9 protein-coding genes are annotated in these 21449 nt (G+C 44.0%); all 9 read left to right on the top strand.

Annotated elements, in window-relative coordinates; all coding sequences use genetic code 11:
• Nucleotides 1-96: 96 nt before the first annotated feature.
• The 9 genes from IEY67_RS05800 (at nucleotide 97) to IEY67_RS05760 (ending at nucleotide 21449) form a co-directional block, all read left to right on the top strand.
• Nucleotides 97-2358, top strand: a complete 2262-nt coding sequence (locus IEY67_RS05800) for a monovalent cation:proton antiporter family protein (protein ID WP_122375739.1) — start codon at nucleotides 97-99, stop codon at nucleotides 2356-2358.
• Nucleotides 2359-2465: 107 nt separating this feature from the next.
• Nucleotides 2466-3305, top strand: coding sequence for a DUF5032 domain-containing protein (locus IEY67_RS05795; RefSeq protein ID WP_183669220.1), 840 nt, complete (start codon nucleotides 2466-2468; stop codon nucleotides 3303-3305).
• Nucleotides 3306-3452: 147 nt separating this feature from the next.
• Nucleotides 3453-4619 carry an alginate lyase family protein gene (locus IEY67_RS05790; RefSeq protein WP_183669222.1) on the top strand — a complete coding sequence of 389 codons (1167 nt, stop codon included), beginning with the start codon at nucleotides 3453-3455 and terminating at the stop codon, nucleotides 4617-4619.
• Nucleotides 4620-4667: 48 nt separating this feature from the next.
• Nucleotides 4668-5909, top strand: a complete 1242-nt coding sequence (locus tag IEY67_RS05785) for a glycoside hydrolase family protein (protein WP_183669224.1) — start codon at nucleotides 4668-4670, stop codon at nucleotides 5907-5909.
• A 23-nt stretch (nucleotides 5910-5932) separates the two neighbouring features.
• Nucleotides 5933-8401, top strand: a complete 2469-nt coding sequence (locus tag IEY67_RS05780; protein ID WP_183669226.1) for a glycoside hydrolase family 2 TIM barrel-domain containing protein — start codon at nucleotides 5933-5935, stop codon at nucleotides 8399-8401.
• Between the two features lie 63 nt (nucleotides 8402-8464).
• On the top strand, nucleotides 8465-12577 hold the full coding sequence (locus tag IEY67_RS05775) for a hybrid sensor histidine kinase/response regulator transcription factor (protein ID WP_183669228.1): 4113 nt from the start codon (nucleotides 8465-8467) through the stop codon (nucleotides 12575-12577).
• Nucleotides 12578-12737: 160 nt separating this feature from the next.
• A complete protein-coding gene (locus IEY67_RS05770; RefSeq protein WP_183669230.1) occupies nucleotides 12738-15875 on the top strand; it encodes a SusC/RagA family TonB-linked outer membrane protein in 3138 nt (1045 codons plus the stop codon).
• A 24-nt stretch (nucleotides 15876-15899) separates the two neighbouring features.
• Nucleotides 15900-17375: a RagB/SusD family nutrient uptake outer membrane protein gene (locus IEY67_RS05765; RefSeq protein ID WP_122375750.1), complete on the top strand. Its 1476-nt coding sequence runs from the start codon at nucleotides 15900-15902 to the stop codon at nucleotides 17373-17375.
• A gap of 84 nt (nucleotides 17376-17459) precedes the next feature.
• Nucleotides 17460-21449 (top strand): SUMF1/EgtB/PvdO family nonheme iron enzyme, encoded by a 3990-nt coding sequence (locus tag IEY67_RS05760; protein WP_183669231.1) that lies wholly within the window; start codon nucleotides 17460-17462, stop codon nucleotides 21447-21449.

Raw genomic sequence — 21449 nt, 5'->3', positions numbered from 1 at the left:
ATTTCTAGCAAAGTTATAAAAAAGCATTGGCTATACTTGATAAAATCTGGAAAAATATTATTTTTGTTAGCTAACTGATTAATCCAAATTGTATATATGTCGCATTTACCCGATTTAATTTCAGATCTCGCTTTAATTCTCATATCCGCAGGTGTAATCACTTTATTGTTCAAATGGCTGAAACAACCGCTCGTGTTGGGGTATATTGTTGCCGGATTGCTGGCCGGACCTTATGTTCATATATTCCCTACTGTTGTCGATGTGGAAAATATCAATCTCTGGGCAGAGATGGGAGTCGTTTTTTTGTTGTTTGCCCTGGGGCTTGAGTTCAGTTTTAAAAAGTTGATGAATGTCGGTTCCACCGCTTTTATCACTGCGATGACGGAGGTGATAACGATGCTGATCGTGGGCTATCTGGTCGGGCATTTATTGGGATGGTCGACGATGAACTCCATTTTCCTCGGAGGTATGTTGTCGATGTCGTCCACTACCATAATAATAAAGGCTTTCGATGACCTGGGGTTGCGTAACCAACGTTTTACCGGCATCGTGTTCGGTACTTTGGTGGTGGAGGATCTGGTTGCCATCATTATGATGGTACTGCTTTCGACTATGGCTGTAAGCCAGGAGTTTGCCGGAGAAGAGATGATAGGGAGTATCCTGAAAGTTATCTTTTTCCTGATCCTTTGGTTCCTGGTAGGTATTTTCATTATTCCGGCTTTATTGAAAAAGGTCAGGAAATTGATGAATGACGAGACTTTGCTGGTGATCGCGTTGGGATTATGTCTGGGAATGGTTGTGGTAGCGACGAAAACCGGTTTCTCCGCTGCATTGGGGGCGTTCATTATGGGATCGATCCTGGCCGAGACGGTGGAGGCGGAGCGTATCGAGCATATTATCAAGCCTGTTAAAGACTTGTTCGGGGCTATCTTTTTCGTATCGGTGGGGATGCTGGTGGACCCGGCTATCCTGGTTGAATACGCATGGCCTGTGATAATTATCACATTGGTTACGATTGTCGGGAAGGCTTTCTTTTCTTCCTTTGGCGTGTTGCTGTCCGGCCAGCCGCTGAAAACATCCATACAATCCGGTTTTAGTTTGGCGCAGATAGGTGAGTTTGCTTTTATTATTGCGGCGCTGGGTGTATCGTTGAAGGTGCTGGATGATTTTGTCTATCCGATCATTGTTGCCGTGTCGGTGATCACGACGTTTACGACTCCTTATTTTATTCGTTTGTCCGGACCGTTTGCAGAGTGGTTATACCGGATATTGCCGGATAAAGCGCGTAACTTTATGGACTATTATTCGTCGGGAACAAAAACGATTAACCATGAAAGTCATTGGCGGAAGCTGTTGAAGATCTATGTGGGGAAGATACTGATCCATTCGGTGCTGCTGACTGCTATCCTGTTGTTGTCTACCCAGGTCATTTATCCGTTGCTTGTGGAGAAATTTCCGGCTATGGAGATGTGGGGGAATATTATTATGAGCGTGGTAACGCTTGTCCTGATGATTCCTTTCTTGGTCGGACTGGTGGCAAATAAGAATAACTCGCCTGAGTTATTTATGAGCCTGTGGAATGATAATAAGTATAATCACGGGAAACTGGTGGCTCTTGTCTTGTTCAGGGTGTTTGTCGCTATCTTGTTCGTTTCCATTGTGTTGATCAAATATTATCATGTGCAGTATGGTATCGGAGCGATCATTGCCGTAGGATTTCTGATCCTGATCATCCTTTTCCGTCGGGATCTGAACCAGTACTCCAAGCTGGAAGCCCATTTCCTGACCAATCTGAATCGTCGGGAAGAAGTCGACAGAAAACGGAATCCGTTAAAAGTCAGTTTTAATAATCAGTTGAGCGATAAGGATATCCATCTGGCTGTGGTTCCTGTATCGCCTTGTTCGCCCAGTGTCGGAAAATCACTGGCGGAGCTGTCTTTCAGGAAAGATTACGGGGTGAGTGTCGTAGAGATCATTCGCGGTGATCATAAGATTTATATACCCGGAGGTTCCGAACATATTTATCCGCAGGACAAGGTGGTAGTGGTAGGTACCGATGAGCAGTTGAAAGCTTTCCAGGCAAAGCTCGAAGACCAGCAAAACGGGGCGGATTGCTTCGCCGACCAGCCAAAAGAAATTACAGTCAATTCGTTTATCGTGGATGAAAACTTCCCGTTCCTGGGACAAAGTATCATACAGTCCAATGTCGGACGCCGATATAATTGCCTGATCGTCGGCATCGAACGAAATGGCGGTTCACTGACGACTCCGGATAACGAGACGGTCTTTGAAATGGATGACCTGGTGTGGGTAGTAGGAGATAAGAGCAGGATACAACAGTTGGTAAAAGGGGAGTAGAAGGCATGTTATAAAAAATTAGTTATTACTTAAAAATGGTTACTTCTGACTTTGTTCTACCAAAAATTCTAATTTTGTGCTGTTGAACTGTAAAACATATAGAAAGTATGAAAAAGAGTGTATGCCTGATGTTGATGTTGCTGATCGGTTTAGTTTCCTGCGGAGATGATGATAAACCGTCTATTCCCAAGCTGAATAAGCTGACAAAGATAACATGTAAAAAGAATGGAGTCGACTTTCCTGAATATTCTTTGGATATCACTTATAATCAAGATGGAAATGTGAGTAAAATGACGACATCCAAAGGAACTTTTAACCTGATTTATACGGACAATAAGATCTCGATGATCAATGCTTCGAATGTGCATACGGAGGATTACCAGATAAACGGGAATGTGATAGTGAACAGACAGGAATGGGCTGTCAACGAATATACTCCGAGCGAGGTCTATGTAAAAAATGAATATCGTTATAAATATAACCGGAGTAATCTGACAGAAACCGATTGGGTTTTTCAACGTCCGTTGGAAGAGGGAGGATACAAGAAAAATGATCCTGTAGCTCTGGATAAGTATACCTGGTCGGGCGGAAATGTTACGGTTTACCAATATCTGCCCCGCGATGAGGTGAATTATACTTACGGCAGCCAGCTTTGTCCTGCTAATTTCCCGTTCCGTGCACTTAGTACATTAAGACCGGTTACACCGGATTTAGTAAATCCTTTGAATTCGTTATACGGGGCACTTAACCGTAATTTGCCTGAATCGGCCAGCCGTTATCAGTTAGGTGAAAGCAAAAATAATGCGGAATATACTTTCCGTTACCAGACTGTAGGCGATTATATTACTTCTATGATCATTACTGAAGATATAAAATCGGTAGATGGTTCGGAAGCCGGGCAAAATACCTACGAATATTCTTTTACTTATAATTACGAGACAAACTGATACCCGCATAGTTTTATCTGTCGGTATTGTATAAATATCTCACAAATACCCCTTTTGCAATAAATCTACAAGCTTTTGCGATAATATTAAAAACGAAAAAGGGGAACAAACTGTATTTTTGGGCTAGAATATAAGTACGTCTATGCCATGAATACAAAGTTATTATTGCTGGTTCCAATAATTGCATTTGTTTTTTGTTCCTGTTCTCATAAAACACGATTGAAAAAACAAGTGACCGACCTGTTACACTCCGAAATTATCCTCCGGGGAAATGAAGCATTGGGGGAGGAGCCTGTCACAATAACTTCATTTGTGGCAGAACGGAGTGCCGGAGGAATTCACGATTTTTATTCCGAAGGCGATTACTGGTGGCCGGATCCGGTCAACCCCGATAGCGCCTATATTCGTCGTGACGGCGAAACAAATCCCGATAATTTTGTAGCTCACCGCCATGCTATGATCCGTTTTAGTACTGTCGTAGGCGACCTGACGTCTGCGTGGATCGTTACGCAGGATAAAAAATATATCGAACAAGCCTTGAAGCATATCCATGCCTGGTTTATCGATCCTGAAACATGCATGAATCCTGACCTTCAGTATGCCCAGGCTATCAAAGGGATCGTGACAGGCCGGGGCATCGGTATTATCGACACGATCCACCTGCTGGAAGTTGTGCGTTCCCTGATCATCATGGAACAGAATGATTTACTGTCCGTAGATGAGGCGGTTGCGACAAAAGACTGGTTTTCGAAATATCTGTTCTGGCTGACCGATCATCCGTACGGAAAAGAGGAGATGGAGGCAAAGAATAATCATGGAACCTGCTGGGTGATGCAGGCTGCCTTGTTTGCCCAATACACGGGAAATACGGACGTGTCGGATTTTTGCAGGGAACGTTTCCGGAATGTTTTGTTACCTAACCAGATGGATACGGACGGTAGTTTTCCTTTGGAACTGAAGCGGACAAAACCATACGGCTATTCTCTTTTTAACCTGGATGCGATGGCGACGGTCTGCCATATCCTTTCGGATGAAAATCATAATTTATGGCAATATACGACGGAAGACGGACGGAATATGCAGAAAGGGGTAGCGTGGATGTTTCCTTACATAAAGGATAAATCCGCATGGCCGTTCGATAGAGATGTGATGTACTGGGATGAATGGCCTGTCGCTCATCCGGCTTTGCTGTTCAGTGCTTACGATACACCAGACGACGCCTATGTGTCTCTTTGGTCGGCATTGGAACATTTTCCCGTTAATGACGAGGTCATAAGGAATTTACCTGTTCGCCATCCGTTGTTATGGTTGTGAAAATAATGTTTTACTATATAATCGATTTACTTTATTTGTTGAAAAAATATGAAGCTCAAAACTCCTCTTTTACTGTTATTGGTTGCTTTGACCTCTTGCGGAAATAAGCCTGATCTTGTTCAGGATAATTTCTCTTTTGCTTCGACACAATTGAAGCAGGCTTTTGTTGAAATGGATGCTGTCCGGTCCGCTGAACCCCGCGAAAAGCAAGCCTTACGTGATAAACAGAACCTGGGGCCGTTAGCCAGTCCGCGTAATGTGGAGGCAGACGGTACATTGCATATGGTCATTTCCCGTGACTGGACCAGCGGTTTTTTCCCCGGCGAACTCTGGTACATGTATGAATATACAAAAGATGACTTCTGGAAACAAAAGGCCCGGGAGCAAACGGCTTTGATAGAGCGTGAAAAGATGAACGGAGGGACACATGATATGGGCTTTAAGGTGTATTGCAGTTTCGGGAACGGTTACCGGTTGACCGGAGATGCTGCTTATAAAGATGTTTTGTTGCAGGCTGCCTATACGTTGACTACCCGTTATAAAGAGAATGTGGGGGCGATCCGCTCCTGGGATCATAGCCGTGATAAATGGGATTGCCCGGTTATCATCGACAATATGATGAATCTGGAACTTCTTTTCTGGGCGTTTAAGACGAGTGGCGATTCTTTATTCTATAATGTGGCTGTGAACCATGCCCGTACTACGATGAAGAACCATTACCGTAAAGATTATAGCTCTTATCATGTGGTTGATTATGATACGATCACCGGAGCTGTGCTGCACAAACATACGCATCAGGGATATGCACATGAATCGGCCTGGTCGCGTGGGCAGGCATGGGGACTTTACGGATATACGCTGTGTTACCGTGAAACAGGTTTGCCCGAGTTTCTGGAGCAGGCAAAACAGATAGAAAATTTTATCTTTTCCCATCCGAACCTACCGAAAGACCTGATTCCTTACTGGGATTTCAATGCTCCGGGTATCCCCGCCGAACCCCGGGATGCTTCTGCAGCAACGGTAACGGCTTCTGCTTTATATGAATTGAGTATGTATGATCCTGCAAATGGAAAGGATTATGTAATGAAGGCAAATACAATCCTGGAAAATCTTTCCAAAGGGTACCGTACTGCTCCCGGCAAGGACAGAGGTTTTCTGTTATTACATAGTACAGGTTCTAAGATGCATAACGTAGAGGTCGATGTCCCGATCGTATATGCCGATTACTATTACCTGGAAGCACTTCTCAGGAAACAGAAATTAGAAAAAGAAGGAACTGCGATATTATAAAACTATAAAAACAAATAAACATAATGAGAAACATTCTTTACACTTGTCTTTTCCTGTTTTGCTGTTTTTCGATGACAGGAAAAGTACCCTCTAAACAGAAAATACGATTAACGGAAAACTGGGAATACCTGAAAGGCGACCTGGGAGGGATCTGGGAAGCAGTACGCCCTGCTTCTCCCGGTAATCCTGAAACTGTCCCTGTCTGGCAGAAAGTCACTTTACCCCATTGTTTCAATGCGGAGGATGCCGTAGATCCCGATGTCAATTATTATCAGGGACCAGGCTGGTACAAAACATTACTGACTATTGATAATCCGTATGCCGACGGTCGTATCGTACTCGATTTTGAAGGTGCCGGGCAGAAAACGAAAGTGTATATCTACACGACGTTGGTCGGTGAACATGTAGGCGGTTACGACGAATGGAGTGTCGACATTACCGAAGCTGTGAATTCCTTTATGGCAGACGGTCAGTTAATGAAACGTTTCAAAGGAAAAATTCCCTTATCAGTCCGTTGTGACAATTCACGCGATCTGGAAATGATTCCGTCCGATTTGTCGGACTTCAACTTATACGGCGGTCTTTACCGTTACCTGAACCTGGTTTATCTGCCGAAAGCCTCTTTTGAACTGATCCGTCTCGAACCGGTACTTTCAGCCGACAGGAAGGAGGGAACCGTCAAAGTAAAGGCCTCTTTCTATAACCCGGAAGATATCCGTAAAGCGAATGTCACCGTTGCTATCTATGATGCAGAGCATAAACAAATATATTCTCAGACGGTACAGAACATCCTACCCCTCGGTAATCAGCTCCTTGCGGAAGCCAGGATCAAGAACCCGGCTTTATGGGATGTCGATTCACCGGTTCTTTACACCTGCGAACTGACGATCGATGCCGGTGGACAAACCCTGGCAACTGAAGAGCGTTTCGGCTTCCGCCAGTTCGAATTTAAGGAGAAAGGTCCGTTCTTTCTGAACGGCCGGCGTCTTTTGCTTCGCGGAACACATCGCCATGAAGATCATGCCGGAGTAGCACAGGCTATGACCGAAGAAATGATGCGTACGGAAATGCAGATGATGAAAGACATGGGTGTCAACTTCATCCGCCTCGGACATTATCAGCAGTCGGATATTATCCTCCGGCTTTGCGATGAGCTGGGTATTCTTGTTTGGGAAGAAGAGCCCTGGTGTCGCGGAGGGCTTGGCGGAGAAACCTATAAAGAACAGGCACGCCGCATGTTGACGAATATGATCGACCAGCATCATAATCACCCTTCTGTCATTATCTGGGGATTGGGAAATGAAAACGACTGGCCGAATGATTTCAGTACATTCGATAAAGGTGCTATCCGTGCCTTTATGAAGGAACAGCACGATCTGGCACATCGTCTGGACGATACCCGTATGACGGCTATCCGCCGTTGCGAGTTCTGTAGTGATATTGTCGATGTTTATTCGCCTTCTATCTGGGCCGGTTGGTATCGTGGTGTGTTCACTGATTATAAATCGGTCTCTGAGGAAGAAATGAAGAAAGTGAAACATTTCCTGCATGTCGAGTGGGGAGGTGACAGCCATGCCCGCCGCCATTCGGAAAATGTGTTTGCCAACCTGAAAGGTATCGAGTCGGGGAAAGGCGCGGATGAACGTGACGGGGATGCTTCCCTGTATGGAGGTGCCGCCCGTGCATCCAAAGACGGAGACTGGTCTGAAAGCTATATCGTCCGCCTGATCGACTGGCATTTGAAGGAACAGGAGACAATGCCGTGGCTGACCGGTGCTGCCTATTGGCCGTTCAAGGATTTCTCTACGCCTGTACGTCCTGAAAATCCAGTTCCGTATGTGAACCAGAAAGGTGTTGTCGAGCGTGATTTTACTCCGAAAGAGAGTTATTATGTTTTCCAGTCGTATTGGACTACCGAGCCGATGGTACATATTTACGGTCATAGCTGGCCTGTACGTTGGGGTAACAAAGGGGATCGTAAGGAAATTCTGGTTTATTCTAACTGTGAAGCGGTGGAATTGTTCGTCAACGGTGTCAGCCAGGGAATAAAGAAACGTGATAGCCAGGATTATCCGGCTGCCGGCTTGCGTTGGAATTGTGTATATGAGGAAGGTAAGAACGAGATACGTGCAGTTGCCGTAAAAGGAAAAACAAAGGTCACGGATGAGATCGTCCAGGAGTACCAGACGGCAAAATGGGGTAAAGAAGCTGTGGCGACCTTATCTGTCGTTTCCCGTGAAGGCGATACCGTTTTACTGGAAGTACAGCTTCTGGATAAAGAGGGCGTCCGTTGCCTCGATTCAAAGAAATACATTGAATTTGAAATCGCAGGCGATGGCTTGTTGATACAGAATCAGGGGACATCTACCGGTAGCCGGAAGGTACAGGCTTACAATGGTCGGGCATGTATCAAAGTCAATCTGAATAAAGGGAAGAGCATGGTTGCAGTTAAAGCGGAAGGCATACCGACCGCTTTTATGGAATTGATGTAAAGACCTGTTCCCATTAACCAAAACTTTTACTATTTTTGTTTTATCTAATCAGATTCAACTACCATGATAAGGAGATTGTCTTTCATATTATTTCTGGTCCTTTTTGCATCGATATTACATGCAGAAAGGACTAATTATTTGTATTCCTTTAATTCGGATTTGAATGAAGGTATCTCCCAGCTATCCGTCATGGATATCTATCAGGATTCAAAAGGATATTTATGGTTTGCCACGAAGAACGGCCTGAACAGGTTTAACGGAAAGGAGTATGTGATTTATCGCCGGGAAGACGGGAATGAACATAGTTTGTCCGGTAACTCGATCGCTTCGGTCACAGAAGATCAGGAGGGGTATCTTTGGGTGGGAACGAACAACGGGCTGAACCGGATAGATTTGAATACCGACCGGATTAAAAGATATAATTCGGGAGTAGATGGCTTAACCCAGAGTAGTATTACCAAAGTATATTCCGATGCTGCAGGTTACCTGTGGGTGGGTACATGGGGCGGATTATACCGTTTTAACAGGGAGGAAGATCGTTTCGAACGGATTCTTTTGGATAATGGCCTCGAAGATATCTCTGTTTCGGCTTTATTTGAAGACAGTGCAGGACGATATTGGATCGGAACAAGGGACAAAGGAGTTTATTTGTGTGACAATCAAATGAACATAATCAGTCATTTTACCCGCGAATCTAAAAATATGCCGTTGAATAACAATAATATAACCTCCATATATGAGGATACGCAGAAACAGATATGGATCGGTAGCAAGTATGGGGTGAACAAGATCAATTTACGTGAAAATGAGGTTCTGTCTTTTACGAGTGAGAACAGCAAACTGAGCAATAATACTGTCCGTTGCCTGGTCGAATGGCAGGGGAAACTGCTGGTCGGGACTTTTGACGGTATATTCGCTTTGGATCCTGAATCCGGGCAGATAGTAAAAGTGGCGGGATATGATGATATAAACCATTCTTTAAGTCATTATTCTATCTATGCTTTTTGTGTGGACCATGATCATACGTTGTGGGTCGGGACATTTGCCGGGGGGATCAATTACCTGAATAAGTTCACCAATCGTTTTGTACTTCACCGGCCGGAAGATGAACTGAATATCAGGACGGGGATTTATGGAGCGATAACATATGAATCTCCCTCCAATTTGTGGATAGCCACCGAGGGATACGGATTGTTGAACTATAATTATCAGACGAATACGTCACATTATTATCTGATCGACCCGTCTGCCCATTTTGCCTTTAATACGAATATTATCAAGTCTGTCTTTTATGAGGACGGATATGTGTGGTGCGGGACGACGAAAGGGGAAATCTATAAATTTAATATCAGGACCAAGACGTTTTCTCTTTATCATAAATATCCGGTTGAATATTCTATCTATTCCATTATACGTGACCGTAAAGGAAATTTATGGGTGGGAGGTGCGTCTACGGAATTTGGCCTGACCTGTTTTGTAAACGATCGATTGGTCACGACTTTTACCAATAATGTAGATGAACCTTTTTATCTATCGAATGTCCGTTGTATCCTGGAAGAAGAAGACGGTGTGTTGCTGTTAGGCAGTACGGCTGACGGATTACTTCGTTTCGATACCAATAAGAAACAGTTGACGAAATATTCGAATGAAGCGACAGTGGAAAGCTATCGTATTCCTAATAATTATATTTCTGCCATTGTCCGTACAAAGTCAGGCGAAATATGGGTATCGACGTATGGGGGCGGTATCTTCCAGTTTGATAAAACAGAACATGTTAAACGGGTTATGACGGCCAGAGACGGATTGTTGGATAATAATATCTGCTCGTTGGTAGAGAGTAGCGACCGGAAGTTGTGGATGAGTACCGTGAACGGATTGATCATGTTTGATCCCGTAGGAGGTGAGGTCAGGAATTACCACCGTCATAACGGGATAGATATCCGGGAGTTTACTTTGCATAGCGGGATTGCTTTGCCGGATGGGAATCTTTGTTTTGCCGGGAGCAATGGTTTTGTCACTTTCCAGGTGGCTGCGATGGATAAGAATGAGAATATTCCGTCGGTGGTACTGGAACAACTGTCTGTCAATAATCAACCGATCGAAGTGGGGGATGAATCGGGGGTACTGGATAAAGTGCTGGATAGTATGGATACGATCCGCTTACTCTATAATGAAAATAATTTCTCAATAACCTACCAGGCATTGAATTATATCTATTCTACACAAAATCAATATGCCTATAAATTGGAAGGATATGATACCGACTGGAATTATGTGGGAGGACGTAACTCCGCTTTCTATACAAATCTAAGTCCGGGAAAATATGTTTTCCATGTAAAAGGATCTAATAACGACGGTGTCTGGAATGAGCAGGGGCGTTCGCTGACCATTATCGTGCAACCCCCTTTATGGAGGACCTGGTATGCTTATTTGTTTTATGTTATTGCATTGGCTGTTATCAGTTATGCGATTCTTCATTATGTAAATATTAAGCGGAACCTGGAAGCCGGTTTAAAACTGAAACAGTTGGAAAAACAGAAGCAGGAGGAGTTCCATGAAGCAAAGATCCGCCTGTTTACGAATTTCTCCCACGAATTGCGTACCCCTTTGATGCTGATCATTACCCCGTTTGAGGAATTGGTCAAACGGGTGGATATTCCGGCAGAATTGCATGACAAACTTTCCATTATATATAAGAATGCCCAGAAACTTCTGCTTCTGGTGAACCAGTTGATGGATCTGCATAAAAATCAGGCTGGTAGTCTGGACCTGAAGGTCAGTGAAGGAGATGTCTGCGAATATATAAAGGAAATATATTATGCCTTTAACCAGATCGCTCTTACGAACGAAGTGAAGTTTTCGTTGAATTGTACGCCTAAGACGATCAATGCCTGGTTCGATAAGTCTTTATTGGAAAAGGTTGTTTTCAATCTTTTATCGAATGCATTCAAATACACGCCGTCCGGTGAATCCGTTACGATGGAAGTATCGGAAAAATCATGGAACGGACTGGGTACAAAGCAAACAGATGGGTTGTATAAGGATGAAAATGCGAACTATCTGGTATTGCGGGTGAAAGATTCCGGTAAGGGGATAGAAGAAGGGGAAGTCGACAAGATATTTACTCCTTTCTATCAGATTCCGGAAACGTCGGGAATCAATCTGTCCGGGACAGGTATTGGCCTGAGCCTTGTATATACGATCGTACAGCTTCATCGTGGGGTTATCTATGTAGATAATACGGAACGGTCAGGAGCCTGCTTTGTTGTGATTCTCCCGATCTCCCGTTCCGCTTTTTCCGAAGACCAGATTGAAAATATAGAGTTTGATAAGATTTCGGAAGTGACGAATACGGATGATATTTCCGCATCTCTTCCTGCTCCGGAAAAAGTGGAAGGACCGAAATATAAAATCTTGCTGGTCGAAGACGATAAAGATGTACGAAGTTATCTGAAAAAGAGTCTGGAAGCTGAGTATACCGTTATAGAAGCGGCTGACGGTGTAAGAGCATATGAAAAAGTAGTTCAGGACTTTCCCGATCTGGTCCTTAGTGATATTATGATGCCGAAACGGGACGGACTGGAACTTTGCACGCTGATCAAAAACGATATAAGGGTAGGGCATATCCCTGTGATCCTGATGACGGCGCGTTCCATGGTTGTCCATATCAAGGAAGGATTCCAGGCTGGTGCGGACGATTATATTGTAAAGCCGTTCAATATGGATGTGCTGCAAACGCGTATCCGTAGTTTACTGGCTTCGCGGGAACAGTTGAAAAAGCTGTATGGAAAGCGTTTCTCTCCGGAAGTGATGGGAATAGAGGTTAAATCGGCGGACGAACGTTTCTCTCAGAAATTATTTGATGTGATCGAGCAGAATATCTCCAATGATAAACTGGATGTGGAACTGTTATGCACGGAGATCGGTATCAGTCGCGCGAACCTGTACCGCAAACTAAAATCCATTACCGAGCTTTCTCCCATGGAACTGATCCGTAATAAACGGTTGGAGATGGCTGCGAAACTATTAAAAGAATCGGAAATGAACGTTTCCGAAATAGCCTTACATCTTGGATTTAATAGCCACTCTTATTTTTCAAATTCTTTTAAGGCTTTTTACGGTTGTACTCCGACAGAGTTTGTACAATCGAAAGACAGGCCGGGACAGGAGAGCTGATAAATTTGTATCACATTCCTGTTACTTTTGTCTCAAACTATTCATATAGAATAATTTAATACTAAATTGGAAGTATATTTTTCTTTTGTGAAAAAGAGAATATGTTTCTTTGTGTTATTGAATTTGTTGAAATTTTAAGTCTAATTAAATCCATGATTAAATGAAAAAGGAAATTAAGAAGGCCACTTTATCGTTTTGGCGATTATTATTATTAATGGTGGCGTTTAACTCGGGTTTGAGTTTGTTTGCGCAAACACAAACTGTCTCCGGAATTGTTTTGGATGAGTTCGGAGATCCGATGATCGGAGTATCTGTACTAGTGAAAGGAACAACCACAGGGATTATTACAGATGTAGACGGAAACTTTACCGTTCCGGCTAACAACGGGGATGTATTATTGATCAAATATCTTGGTTATAAGGATCAGGAAATAAAAGTGACAGGTAATACCCGTCTGAAAATTACTCTTCAGGAAGATTCTCAAAGTTTGGATGAAGTTGTTGTTGTTGGTTACGGTACACAGAAAAAAGTGAATCTGACCGGTGCCGTATCTGCTGTAACCGGCGAAGAAATTGCAAAACGTCCGGTAGCTAACACCTCAACAATGTTACAGGGGCAGATGCCGGGTTTGCGTATCACTTCCGACAAAGGTCAGCCGGGTAGCGAGTCTGTTCAGATACGTGTACGTGGACAGGGTACTTATTCCGGTACCGGTTCTGACCCGTTAATCCTGATTAACGGAGTCGAGGGAGACCTGGCCTCCCTCGACCCGAACATTATTGAAAGTGTTTCGGTGTTGAAAGATGCCGCTTCGGCTTCTATCTATGGTTCGCGTGCTGCAAACGGTGTAATTTTGATCACGACCAAGAATGGTACAGATGTGAAAGAGCGTGTTTCAATCCGTTATAACGGTAACTTCGCCGTTTACAATCCGACAACTCTGTTGGATCTGGTATGGGATTCTCCGACGTATATGAAGTACTTCAATATGGCGAAAGACAATTCAGGTGCCCCGGCTACCGACCGTTACTCGGATGAAATGATTGCGAATTACACGAATCCATCCGACCCGACTAAGTATCCGAGTTTTAACTGGTTGGATTATATGTTTAATCCTGCCTTTGTACAACAGCATAACCTGAGTATTGCAGGTACGACCGGTAAAACTTCTTATAATGCTTCTTTAAGTATGGTCAATCAGCCGGGAACATTGAAGGGCTCGGAATTTAAGCGTTACAATGCAACGCTCGATCTCACTTCGCAAGTGAATAACTGGGTTAAATTCGGAATGTACTTTACCGGTAGCCGTAGCAATCGCCAGGAAACTCGCCAGGGAGATACGGATGCTTATCTGTCGACAATCTCACAGGCTCCGACCTATATGCCCTGGTTGCCGGATGACGGAACAGGTATCAGACGCTATGCTTCTAAAGCTTTTTCGTTTGAATCTAACAATAAGAATATGGTTGCAATTGTAGAAACGGAAAATTTCAAAACAACTGTCAATACGGATGTCAATGCACAGGCCTGGTTAGAAGTAAATCCGATCAAGGGGGTGACTTGGTATACTAAAGGTGCTATGCGTTACAAACAGCAACATGATAAAGTTTGGGGAGCTCTGCCGACACCTATCTATTATTATCACGATGGAAAGCAGAACGGAACCTTGAATACGGGAGGTACCGGTTTGACAAGTACGATGAATAATAGTTCTTATTATAACTTGTATACTTATTTGAAATATGACTGGGCGACTCCGAATAAGGAACATGATTTCTCTGTAATGGCTGGTTACAACCTGGAATATTATAAACTGGATAAACTGGAAGGCTATCGTCAGAATTATGACTTCCCGTTGCATGAACTGGAGACAGGTATTTCTTCTGTACAGACGAATACCGGTAAATCTGAAGAATGGGGAATTATGTCTGCTTTTTTCCGTGCCAACTATGCATTCAAACAACGTTATCTGTTGGAAGTAAATGCCCGCTATGATGGTTCTTCACGTATCTCTTCCGAATCTCGCTGGGGTATATTCCCTTCATTCTCTCTGGGATGGCGTGTGACTGAAGAAGAATGGATGAAGGATCTGAACTGGGAATGGTTGAACAGTCTGAAACTGCGTGGTTCATGGGGTATCTTGGGTAACCAGAACATCGATCTCTATTCTTATTATGCATCGGTTACGACCGGTAAGGATTATAGTTTTGATAATTCGAATCTGGATGCCGGTGTAGCTCAGACTGCGCTTACTAATCGTAACCTGAAATGGGAATCTACTTCTATCGGCGACTTTGGTGTTGATATTACTGCTTTCAATGGTTTTAATGTAACTTTCGACTGGTATAAGAAAAGAACATACGATATTCTTCGTCAGGCACAGAGTAATTCACTGTTAGGTTTGAAGGCTCCGTATGTGAATGCCGGTGAAATGATAAATAAAGGTATCGAAGTATCCTTGGCTTATAACGGATATATTCAGAATGGTATATTTAAAGGTATGAGTTACAACGCCGGAGTATTCTTCGATCGTACGAGAAACGAACTGACGAAATACGGTGCTGATTATATAGATTCTTCTAAAGGTCTGATCTATAAGGAAGGTCTGCCTTATGAGTCATATTATGGCTATGAAGCAATTGGTATTTTCAGAGATGAAGCAGATGTAGCAAATTCACCTAAACAGTTTAATGACAAAACATTGCCGGGTGATATCAAATATGCGGATATCAGTGGCCCGAATGGAGTACCGGATGGTGTCGTTGATGAAAATGACCGTAAAGTATTAGGTGGCCGTTTACCGGATTTTGAATATTCTGTTAATCTGGGTGCCAGCTGGAAAGGATTCGACCTTTCTTTGATGGGACAGGGTGTACAGGGTGCCAAGCACTATGCCAGTGGTTGGGGATTACGTCCTTTCTACCAGGGTTCTCCTATCTCTCAGGATTATATAGACAATATGTGGACGGAAGATCATAGAGATGCCAAATATCCTCGCCTGTATTTTGCAGATTTAGGAGGTGCCAAGAACCAGCGTGAAAGTACTTATTGGTTGTATAATGCTTCTTATTTCCGTTTGAAGAATTTGACATTTGGCTACACATTGCCGAAAGCATTGACGAGTAAAGCGAAGATCGAACGTCTGCGTTTCTATTTCTCCGGTGATAACTTGCTGACAATCACTAAATTCCCGCAGGGAGGCGACCCCGAACGTAACTATAATTCCACAAAAGGTACACGTTTGGTATATTATCCGCAAAACCGTATCATTTCATTTGGTGTAAATCTTGAATTTTAATTTAATCGTAAAATAGTTATGAAAATGAATAAACTATCATATATATCACTATTGGCTGCCGGTATGATGACAATATCTTCCTGTTCTGATATTCTGGATACACCTCCGACAACCACTCCGTCAGAAACTATCTTCTGGCAATCCAAGTCTGATTTTGATTCTGCTTTGACTGGTTGTTATCAGGCCATGCAGGAAAATACATTGTCACATCGATCGATCGTTTTTGACTGTCTGACAGATAATGCTTACGGGAGTTCCGGTTCTTCTTATGTATATTTATCTTATATGATTCAGGCAGACAACATCGATCCGTCGATGACCGGTTTTATACCTGACCTTTACAAAGAAGCTTATTCTGCAATTGCCCGTATGAATATTTTTCTTTATCAGTTGAAAAATTACGAAGGAGCAGATATGAGTAGTATACGTAATCAGTATGAAGGTGAAGTTCTATTTCTTCGTTCTTACTGTTATTATCTGCTTTATTTGTGTTATGGGGAAGTTCCTTATCCAACTGAACCGTTAAATCTTACGACTCAAAACATGCCGAAAGAATCATTGGATACAGTTTATAAAAACCTGATCACTGATTTGCAGGCTGCTATTGACAAAATGGACGATAAAACATTTAAGGGAGCCGGAGGACATGCAACCAAAGGTGCTGCCCAGGGGTTAAAGGCACGTTTGCTGATGTTTCATGCGTATGGTGAAGACGGTAAAATAGCTAACCGTGACGAGGTACAGGAAGCATATAATTTGTTGAATGAAATCAAAGGATATTCATTGACAGAACGTTATGCCGATAATTTTACTTATGATACTCAGGAAGCCAGTACTGAAATTGTTTTCTCTATCAAATATCTGGCTCCCAATAATTATACGGATTTTGACCGTATATATGGCGATTATGCAGCAGTTCGCCCGGTGGCTAATCTAACAAATGATTATGAGGAAGGTGATAATCGTTTAGGACAGATTGTTGCTTTTGATGATAAATATCAATGGCCTGGAGGCGAATTACTGTCATTGCCCAAGAGTGATCTGAAGAAAGCGATGGTAAAATATTTGACACCGTTAATGAAAGAAGGTGATTCGTGGGGGGCAAGTTTCCGTAGTGAAACGGATTTCGTCTATCTGCGTTGGGGTGAACTTCTGCTATTGAAAGCTGAAGCTGCTAATGAATTAGGTCTCGGTGGTGTAGCCGAAATGGTCAATCAAGTACGCACACGTGCCGGTTTGGCCGATTTGCCGACAAATCTTACCCAAGATCAGCTACGTGAGAAAATACGTCATGAACGTCGCGTGGAAACTCCGTTTGAGGTAATTCGCTATTATGATATGAAACGTTGGAAAATCATGGATAAATTGAATGGACTGGAACTTGACCCGGCATTGACAGGACATGTAACAGCTTGGTCGAAGGCACACGAATATTTTCCGTTACCACAAGATCAGATCGACTTCTCCAACGGAGTGTTGATCCAGAATCCGAACTATTAATCGTTCGCTAATAATTTAAGTATGGGTGAGGAGCCTCGCTGTTATTGGCGGGGCTTCCTTCTCTGAATATAGGAGATAGATATCATGGAAAAGAGATTAATTATTTTATCAGCCTGCCTGGCTTTTTCACTTTCTGCCTTTTCCCAAAAGCAGAAAAAGCAAGGGAATGCGCCCGCTTCCTGGTCGGAAAGAATTGCTGTTGCCAAACAGAATGCCTATGAGCAAATGAAAAAGAGCTCTCTTCCGGTCGCATCCAAAGTAATAAAAGCAAAGAAAGCAGCTGAAAAGTTTACCGCCGATGTAACAGGACTGGATGAAATCGTGCTTTATACCTGGGGTACTGTCGACGGTACTGCCGACGACCAGGCTGTATGGGCCAATGCCCGGCTGATCGCAGCCGACGGCTCGTCTGTCTGGCTGAATGACCTGAAGGATACCTTCAAAGATACAGGAACAGGGCGCCTGGTCTTTAATGCCAACGCCAAAAATGTTCCGGTCGTTATGGCTGGAAAAACCTATGAACGGACGATCATGGCGAATGCCAATACACAGATCGTCGTACCTTTGGATAAGAAATATGTCCGCTTTGAAGCTGAGATCGGACTGGAAAACCGTTCCTCTGCGGGAACAGTTATTTTCCGCTTGCAAGGAATAACCGGAAAAGAGTTATCCGAAGATATTATTGCCGGTTTCCCGGCTGAATCGGCACAATTCCTTCCGTTTGCCGGAAGTGATATGAAAGCATTGGTTACGACCTATAATGCCGATATAGAAAAACATATCGCTCAGTCCGTTGTCGACCTGTTGACGGATAAGGCGTATTTTACAACCCGGATCGCTACTGTCGGTCAGGAAAAAGAGTTGGATAAACAGGTGATCGCTTATCTGAATATAGCACAGGATGCTATGCAGGTATACGAATTGCAGGAATCTTTGAGTTGGTTGAATGTACGGGCCGTCGAAGAGGCTTTTAATGATATGAAACGTAACAAATCGTTTGACCAGGATACCAATCAATCCAGGCTTTCCATACTGAAAGCATTGGTAAGTAAAGGTTTCTCCGGTATCTATTCGAACGATGCAACTTCTATAAAAGAGGCAAAGGATGCTTTGCTGTTGAAACATGATATCCTGCTGGCTAATCCGGAACTGGATATGGATAAACTGATTGTCGGCCGTTATCATATAGGGACGAATGCCCGGCAGATCAACCCCCGTTCACTGGGTACGCAAAATAATAACTGGTCGAACCAGACTTCTGCTGCCCGTGGCGGATTCGATGCGGAAATCGTCGAATTGTCAAACCTGCGGGGCGATATTCAGTCGCGTACTATCTTTAAACCGGATAACGGCTCGTCCGTTCCCGATCTGAAACTGCATTGGGATGCCGACCGTATCATGTTCTCTATGGTCGATACCGACAAACGCTGGCAGGTCTTTGAAGTCGGTGTCGATGGAAAAGGATTGAAGAAACTGGTTGAATCGCCGGAAAAAGATCTGGAGTTTTTTGATGCCACCTGGCTGCCTTCCGGTAAGATCATGGCCATATCTAATATCGGTTATAACGGCGTGCCTTGTGTCAACGGTAACGACGAAGTAGGTAATATGTGCCTGTACGATCCGAAGGACGGTTCGTTGCGCCGTCTGACATTCGACCAGGATGCTAACTGGTCGCCGGTGTTGATGAATAACGGCAAGGTGATGTACACCCGTTGGGAATATACCGACCTGACGCATTATTTCTCCCGCTTTGTCATGCACATGAATCCGGACGGAACGGAACAGAAAGCACTTTACGGTAGCGGTTCTTATTTCCCGAACAGTACGTTCGATGCCAAGCCGATCCCCGGACAGGCATCCGGTTTTATCGGAATTATTTCCGGTCATCATGGCGTTGCCCGTTCCGGCCGCCTGATCCTGTTCGATCCGTCCAAAGGACGTAAGGCTGAACTGGGAATGGTGCAGGAGTTGCCTTTCCGTGACCGAAAGATAGAACCGATCGTTAAAGACCGTTTGGTGGATGACGTCTGGCCTCAGTTCATTAAACCTTATCCATTGAATGATAAATATTTCCTGGTAGCTGCCAAATTGAATCCGAATGCTCTGTGGGGTATTTATCTGGTGGATGTATTCGACAATTTAACATTGATTGCAGAATTTGAAGGCGAAGGATTGATCCATCCGATACCGGTCAGAAAGACACCGGTTCCTCCGGTTATCCCTGATCGTACGAAACCCGGAACGAAAGAGGCGACAGTCTTCATTCAGGATATTTACGAAGGAGAAGGATTGAAAGGCGTACCACGCGGTACGGTGAAAGCCTTCCGTGTGCTTTCTTATGAATATGCTTATAACAGAACACCGTCCGATCATTGGGCGCAGGGTGTTCAGAGCGGATGGGATATTAAACGTTTGCTCGGAACTGTTCCGGTAGAAGAAGATGGTTCAGCCTTGTTCACCATACCGGCGAATACGCCTATCTCGCTTCAGCCGCTCGATTCGTGCGGACGTGCGGTACAATGGATGAGGAGCTGGCTGACCGGTATGCCGGGTGAAACCGTTTCCTGTATCGGTTGCCATGAGGATCAGAATCAGATACCTATCCCGAAACGGGTGGTAGCTTCGACAATCAAACCGCATGCCATCACCCTCCCGGAAGGAGGCCAGCGTCCGTTCACCTTTGAACTGGAAGTTCAGCCGATCCTCGACCGGGCTTGTATTGCTTGTCATGACGGTTCCAATAAATTAGCTGACTTTACCGGTGGACGTATCGACAAATTCTCCGGATTTGGTGAAAGTTACCTGAACCTGCATCCATACGTACATCGCCAAGGGCCGGAAGCGGAAATCGAAGTGTTGAACCCTTATGAATATCATGCCTCCACCAGCCAGTTGATCAAGATGCTGAGAACGGGACATCATGGTGTGGAATTAACAGATAAGGAATGGGGTACGCTATATAACTGGATTGACTTTAATGCTCCTTATCATAGTAAGTTTAAGGCAAATATATTTAAAGGCATAGAACAGATCAGCCGTCGTACGGAACTGACCGAAAAATATGCCGGCTCGGGTGTGGACTGGCAGACAGAAATCCGCAACTATGCCGACTATCTGGCTAAACAGCCGAAACCGTCTCCTGTAAAACCTGAACGTCAGGAATATAAAGATAAAGAGGTGAAGGTGAAAGGCTGGCCTTTTGATGCGGATGCAGCCAAAGATATGTTGGCAAAAGAACAGGAGACAAAGAAAAGTATCGAACTGGCTCCGGGCATTGTCATGAATTTTGTCCGTATCCCTGCCGGTCAGTTTGTCATGGGTACAAACCGGAAACATTCCGATTATTCGCCGGCAAACAAGCAGGAAGTGAAAAAAGCCTTCTGGATGGCGGAGATCGAAGTAAGTAACGAACAATTCCGTACGATCTTCCCGGATCATAACAGCCGTTTCGTCAACCAACTTTGGAAAGACCATGTACACGAGGGATATCCGGCTAACAATCCGGAGCAACCTGCTATCCGTGTCAGTTGGGAAGAAGCAATGGCTTTCTGCAAGAAGTTAAGTGAGAAAACAGGCTTGAAAGTGACATTGCCGACAGAGGTGCAATGGGAATGGGCTTGTCGTGCGGGTAGTGGAGACGATTTCTGGTACGGAGCGTTGAATACGGACTTCTCGCAATATGAAAATATGGGTGATAAGCAGTTGAACAAACTGGCGGTAAGAGGTGTGAATCCCCAGCCGATGAGTCCTTCTGATCCCTGGTATAAATATTATACTTTCCAACCGAAAGATAATAATGTAGACGATGGTAACATGCTGATGGTGAAAGGTGGAGGTTATCAGGCAAACCCGTGGGGATTGTATGACATGCAGGGCAATATAGCCGAATGGACACGTTCCGATTATCTGCCTTATCCGTACAGCGAGAAAATGCAGGGTAGCGGATCGGAAAAAGTTGTTCGCGGCGGTTCATGGACCGACCATCCGAAAACGGCAACAGCGTACTATCGCAAATCTTACCTGCCCTGGCAGAAAGTTCATAATGTAGGTTTCCGTGTGATTATAGAAGATTAA

It is taken from the genome of Parabacteroides faecis (genome assembly GCF_014647375.1).
GTDB lineage: Bacteria > Bacteroidota > Bacteroidia > Bacteroidales > Tannerellaceae > Parabacteroides > Parabacteroides faecis.
This window is presented reverse-complemented; position numbering and strand designations above follow the sequence as displayed.